This is a genomic window from Deinococcus aquatilis DSM 23025, from assembly GCF_000378445.1.
GTDB classification, from domain to species: domain Bacteria; phylum Deinococcota; class Deinococci; order Deinococcales; family Deinococcaceae; genus Deinococcus; species Deinococcus aquatilis.
In genome coordinates this window covers 1-3,722 of the sequence record NZ_KB899786.1, presented here as the reverse complement: position 1 = coordinate 3,722, position 3,722 = coordinate 1, and the positions used below count along the sequence as shown (strand labels likewise).

The 3,722-nt window shown below is 59.7% G+C and carries 3 protein-coding genes and 1 tRNA gene; 2 read left to right on the top strand and 2 right to left on the bottom strand.

Features of this window, described 5'->3' with window-relative positions:
* Positions 1-148: 148 nt before the first annotated feature.
* The gene (locus tag F561_RS0124090; protein ID WP_019012521.1) at positions 149-1,351 is read right to left on the bottom strand and encodes a substrate-binding domain-containing protein; all 1,203 of its coding nucleotides are present in this window, start codon (positions 1,349-1,351) and stop codon (positions 149-151) included.
* Between the two features lie 95 nt (positions 1,352-1,446).
* Between F561_RS0124090 and F561_RS0124085 the strand changes: the two genes are divergently transcribed.
* Positions 1,447-2,652 carry an MFS transporter gene (locus tag F561_RS0124085; RefSeq protein WP_019012520.1) on the top strand — a complete coding sequence of 402 codons (1,206 nt, stop codon included), beginning with the start codon at positions 1,447-1,449 and terminating at the stop codon, positions 2,650-2,652.
* A gap of 86 nt (positions 2,653-2,738) precedes the next feature.
* The gene (locus tag F561_RS0124080) at positions 2,739-3,554 is read left to right on the top strand and encodes a polyphosphate kinase 2 family protein (RefSeq protein ID WP_019012519.1); all 816 of its coding nucleotides are present in this window, start codon (positions 2,739-2,741) and stop codon (positions 3,552-3,554) included.
* Between the two features lie 74 nt (positions 3,555-3,628).
* Here F561_RS0124080 and F561_RS0124075 read toward each other — a convergent pair.
* Positions 3,629-3,704: transfer RNA gene (locus F561_RS0124075), tRNA-Gly, on the bottom strand.
* Between the last annotated feature and the right edge of the window lie 18 nt (positions 3,705-3,722).

The window sequence follows — 3,722 nt, the reverse complement described above, 5'->3', positions numbered from 1 at the left end:
GCGAAGCGAGTATCGAAGAAAGTACGTCGTAGTGGGAATGGAGCTTTATCCCGCAGTTTGGGGTAAAGCGGCTGGGTTAACTACGACGTACTTAGCGCAGAAGCTATCCAGCATCAGCAAACGCCAGGTCGCACAATTTCTCAGCCCATCAGATGTTGAGGCCCGGTTTGCAAGTCCCCGTACTCCCCCGCACCACCAGTGTCGTCGGCAACAGCACGTTGGGCGGTTGTTGCCCAGCCAGGAGGGCCAGCAGGGCACGTCCGGCCTGTTCGCCTTTCTGGGCGGTAGGTTGGCGCACGGTGGTCAGGTTCAGGACTGCGCTGCTGGGGATATCGTCAAATCCAATGAGGCTCAGGTCTTCGGGCACGCGCAGGCCCAGAGCCATTGCCGCTGCCAACGCGCCCTGTGCCAACACGTCGCTCATGCACAGGAGGGCAGTGGTTTCCGGGTGCGCCGTAAGCAGGGCATGTGCAGCCTGTTGACCACTTTCCGGCGTGTTGTCGGCCACCTCATATACGGGTAAAGGTGCCGAGGCAAACCCCTGTAAAGCGGCGCGGTAGCCCTGCAAGCGGGCCAGAATATGGGTGTTGGTAGCCCGGCGTTCTCTTTCGGATGTCACCAATCCTGCGCGTCCATCGGCCCGCAACGGCAATCCCAGAACTCCGATAGCCGCGTGTCCCAACGTCAACAGGTGTTCGGCGGCCAGTTTCGCTCCATCGGTATCGTTGATCCCAATGACGGGGTGGGTCGTTTCTGGCCCCTGCTCGGCAGCACCCTGATCCAGCCGCACCGGATGATCGACCAAGACGATCGGTAAATTGCGGGTCAGGGCAGCGTCAAGCAGGGGGCTGCCATGTGCGGCAGCGTAGCTGATAAAGCCGTCCACGCTGGCACTTCTGGCGGCGTCGCCCGCAGGCGCGGCTTCACTGCGGCCCGACAGGAGCAGAAGGCTCAGGCCAGCATCCTGCAGGGCCTGGGCAATACCGCCCAAAAACAGGCTGGCCGCCGGGTCGGCAAAAGCGTAGGCCAGCGGCGCGTCGTACAGCACGCCGATCACCTGGGTACGTCCCCGGCGCAGACTGCGGGCCAATGGATCAGGCCCGGTGTAACCCAGTGCCGCCGCCTGCTCGAACACCCGTTCGCGCAGATCCGGTGACAGTTGGTCGGGTCGGTTGTAGGCATTGCTGACTGTCGCCACCGACACGCCCAGTGCCAGCGCCACATCACGCAGGGTGGTTCGGCGGTTGGGCGGCGTGGACAGCATCCGGTCTTCCCCGGCAGCACCAGTTGGCTGCCGCACCTCTGGCTCGGATGACAGCGCGGCGGGCAAGGGGGTCTTGGCGGAGGGCATAAGGAATGCTACCGTATGTTCAGAGAGTCTGAAACGATTCAGACTGCCAGTGCGTCTTTCTCTCCCACCATTCGTATTGCCCAGAGGTTTCTCCAATGACTGACGCCGCCCAGATTGCTTCCCCAAACTCCAGACAAGCTGAGACGGCCCGTCAGGCGCTGGGGCTGGTGTTTTTGACCAACGGCGCAGTCTTCGGCACCTGGGCGGTCAACATTCCTGGCATCCGTGACGCGCTGAATCTCAGTGAATCACAGGTGGGATTGGCCCTCCTGTCTATCGGGCTGGGAAGCATGTGTACCATGCCTGTCACCGGCGGCTGGACTGCCCGGTACGGCAGCCACCGGGTCACGGGCACGGCGATGGCCGCATTCATCCTGGCGCTGGCCCTGCCTTTCCTGTCTCCAAATCTGTTGGTTCTGGCCGTGGCCCTGGCCATCATGGGTGCTGCCAACGGAGCAATGGACGTAGCGATGAACGCGCAGGGCGTGACGGTAGAACGGGCTCTGGCCCGCCCGGTCATGAGCCGCTTTCACGCCTATTTCAGCCTCGGCAGCGTGCTGGGTGCGCTGCTGGGGACGGCATTGGTGGGCCGCGTTCCCATGCTGACACACGCCCTGATCGTGGTCGGCGTTGCGGCGCTGGCTGGTCTGTGGTCGGCCCGAAGACTCATACCGGATCAGGCCGCGCTTCCAGCAGTCGCGGATGACAAGGCGACGGCTTCGCGGCCTGCTGGCCCACGCTTCAGTTCTGCCGTGTTGCTGCTGGGAACTCTGTGCTTCTTGGGCATGCTCTCAGAAGGCGCAAATTACGACTGGGCAGCCCTCTACTTCCGCGACATCCTGGGGGCGTCAGGCGGCAATGCCAGCTGGGGCTACACGGCATTCGTGATTGCCATGACCCTGGGGCGCTGGTTCGGAGACCGCCTCCGTACCCGTTTGGGCGACGAACGCACCGTGCGGGGCGGCGCTCTTCTCACGGCATTGGGTCTAGCAGTCGCGCTGCTGGTACGTGAACCGTGGCTGGCAACGCTGGGATTTGCTCTATCCGGACTTGGCCTCAGTAATGTGGTGCCTGTGATGTACGGCACCGCTGGGCACGCTCTGGCTGGACACGGCATCGCGCAGGTGGCGACCATCGGATACGCCGGATTCCTGCTCGGGCCGCCCGCCATCGGGTTTGTGGCACAACACGTCGGACTGCCTGCTGCCCTGGGGATCGCGCTAGCTGGAGCAGTGATTATCGGAGTCTTTGGCGGACAGGCATTTGCGCTGGTCCGGAAAAAGCCTATGCCGTCCAGTTAGGGCACGCCCTGATTCAGAGCAGCACCGTCACGATTCGCAAGCCACGCCCAATATGCGTCGTTCGGCAAAATGCTACGCTCCCCGGCATGAATTCAGACCGTTACCGTGTCAAATCAGGTCGCAGGGTTTCCCTTCAGGACTGGGCCACCGACGATGACGGCGGCTACAGCAAAGAGGAAGGCAAAGCTCTGCTGAGCAGTCTCAAATCAGAGCTGGCCGAATGGCAAGAGCGCCTCTATGCCGAAAGCAAACAGGCCCTTCTGATCGTGTTGCAGGCCCGTGATGCTGGAGGCAAAGACGGTACCGTCAAACATGTCATCGGCGCGTTCAACCCCAACGGTGTCCAGATCGCAAATTTTAAGGTTCCCAGCGAAGAAGAACTTGCCCACGACTTTCTATGGCGTGTTCATGCCAAAGTGCCGCGCCGGGGCAATATCGGTGTCTTCAACCGCAGCCATTACGAAGATATTCTGGTCACCCGTGTTCATGCTCTTATTGATGACAAAACGGCAGAGCAACGTTCCAAAGACATCCGAAACTTTGAGTTTCTGTTGATTGATAGCAGAACACAGATTATTAAGTTTTATCTCCACATCAGCCCCGAAGAACAACGTCAGCGGTTGCAGGAACGCCTGAACGATCCAACCAAACATTGGAAGTTCAATGAGGGTGACCTGGCCGAGAGGGTCAAGTGGCCTGAATACACCAGCGCATATGAAGATGCTTTTGCGACCAGTACCAAAGACGCACCCTGGTACGTCATTCCAGCAGACCACAAATGGTTTCGTGACCTGCTAATTGCACAGGTCATTCTGGACAGGCTCAAAGAAATGAACCCCGAGTATCCAGTAAGCACATTTGATCCCAAAGAGATAAAAATCCCAAATGTGAAAGAGCAGTAATCTAATCAGAAAACAGCCCCGTTCACAAAGAACGGGGCTGTTAAACTGAAAAAAAACCTCTTGCGAAGTTAACTTGGAGCGGGAGACGCGATTCGAACGCGCGACATCTACCTTGGCAAGGTAGTGCTCTACCAGCTGAGCTACTCCCGCGATAAAAAAAACCCCCGC